The organism is Capnocytophaga catalasegens, from assembly GCF_026005215.1.
In the GTDB taxonomy this organism is placed as follows: Bacteria; Bacteroidota; Bacteroidia; order Flavobacteriales; family Flavobacteriaceae; genus Capnocytophaga; species Capnocytophaga catalasegens.
The window spans coordinates 1-1513 of record NZ_BPMA01000090.1; the positions used below are offsets into that span (position 1 = coordinate 1).

Annotated in this window: 3 protein-coding genes; 2 read left to right on the forward strand and 1 reads right to left on the reverse strand. The window is 29.6% G+C overall.

Features of this window, described 5'->3' with window-relative positions; genetic code table 11:
* Positions 1 to 506 precede the first annotated feature (506 nt).
* Complete coding sequence (locus OO775_RS13890; protein ID WP_264847824.1) at positions 507 to 890, reverse strand: hypothetical protein; 384 nt, start codon at positions 888 to 890, stop codon at positions 507 to 509.
* Positions 891 to 949: 59 nt separating this feature from the next.
* On the opposite strand from OO775_RS13890, the gene OO775_RS13895 reads away from it, so the two are divergent.
* Both OO775_RS13895 and OO775_RS13900 read left to right on the forward strand, forming a co-directional pair.
* Positions 950 to 1156 (forward strand): hypothetical protein, encoded by a 207-nt coding sequence (locus OO775_RS13895; RefSeq protein ID WP_264847825.1) that lies wholly within the window; start codon positions 950 to 952, stop codon positions 1154 to 1156.
* A complete protein-coding gene (locus tag OO775_RS13900; protein ID WP_264847826.1) occupies positions 1153 to 1503 on the forward strand; it encodes a hypothetical protein in 351 nt (116 codons plus the stop codon). The genes OO775_RS13895 and OO775_RS13900 overlap by 4 nt, the downstream gene beginning before the upstream one ends.
* Positions 1504 to 1513 lie beyond the last annotated feature (10 nt).

Genomic DNA, 1513 nt, shown 5'->3' on the forward strand with positions numbered 1-1513 from the left:
TAAACAGATTATTTTATTTTTCATTTTGTGGAATATACTTGATAGTTATGGTAAAACATGTAATTTGTATATAGATTCGAGTTTTTATATCAATTCCAAAGAATAAATTCATTTAATATTCGAGATGAATTTACCTGAGTAATTGTCATAAAAATATATTATCATATTTTAAAAGGAAGAAACTATCATTAAAGGGCAGAACCAAATGTAAAGGCTGAGAGCGGTTTTTTCTTAATTATTAAAGGTTTTTGACTATCGTTATTTTTTAATTAGAGACTGCCGACAAACAGGCATATTTTAATTTACAGCCTTATATTTGCATTATTTCTTAATGGAGGTGTGTTTTGGTAGTGCCGTTTTACCTTTGAGAATACGGCTAAAACTTTTTAAACGATGACATTTTTTTAGGCTTGGTTTGTCATCATTTTTGTCATCGTTTGAAATAATGACATTTTCTTTACTTTTGGAATTGAAAAACCACCTTTAAGCAGTGGTTCTGGTGGGGGTTACTTGTTTTTATCTTTTTCAAGGTTTTGTATTTGTTTTAATAACAAGGCTTTATTCTCCTCTAATAAGTGTATTTTTTCTTTTAAAAAGGCGTTTTCTTGCTGTAATAGAGCTATTTGCCCCGTATCCTCTGGCGGTGGAGCGGTGGGGGTATTTTCTTTTAACATTGAGCCGTTTCCTGTAAGTAACCACATAGGATTAATTTCATCATATATAAGTAAAATTTCCGCTACTGATTTAGAATTTAAGTCGCTTTCTTTTGATTTTCCTGTAAAATTACTATAATTAAGACCTGTTTTTCTAAAAAATTCCTGCTTACTAACTTCCTTATATTCAGCAAAATAAAGAACCCTGTCTTTAATTGTGGGTAAATTTTTACTCATTTTATTTGGTTATTAAATAAAATTTATACTATCTTTGCACCGAAAAAGGGAACAAAATTATGTGCAAAAGTAATAAAAAACATAATAAGTACAATGCACCTGCAGTAAATAAAATTGCTGAGAAGTACGGATACACAGCCCGATACATACGGCAGTGCCTTAGTGGCAGTCGTGGAGGTGTTATGGCAGTTCGGGTTGTAGAAGATTATATCCTTATGAAAAACGAAATAGAAAAAGCAACCCATAAAATAGTAAACAAGGTATGAATGAAGTAGAAACATTAAAAAATCAGGTAGAAACCTTAAAGCAGGATTTAAGAAAACCAGAGGATAAGGTACTGCATTTAATAGATGCAATTTGTTTTAATCAAACTAATAAATCACTGAAAACAAATCTGTTAAATGAAATGTTTGAGTACTTGACTGATGATGATTTAAACGAAGTGGCGAAAAAACACCAAACATCAACCATTTATGTTTATAGCGTTTTGAGAGGTAAAAATACAAATGAAAACATTATTAACTCTCTGTATGATAAAACTTTAAAGAATAAAACGGATTTTTTCAGAAACTATGAAAAAATGCTTAACGAACTAAAACAAATTGAATATTAACAAATTAAAA

What these genes read in the sequence shown, in the direction of transcription:
- OO775_RS13900 (WP_264847826.1), top strand. Translation starts at nt 1,153, where the DNA reads ATGAATGAAGTAGAAACATTAAAAAATCAGGTAGAAACCTTAAAGCAG.
- OO775_RS13890 (WP_264847824.1), bottom strand. Translation starts at nt 890, where the DNA reads ATGAGTAAAAATTTACCCACAATTAAAGACAGGGTTCTTTATTTTGCT.
- OO775_RS13895 (WP_264847825.1), top strand. Translation starts at nt 950, where the DNA reads ATGTGCAAAAGTAATAAAAAACATAATAAGTACAATGCACCTGCAGTA.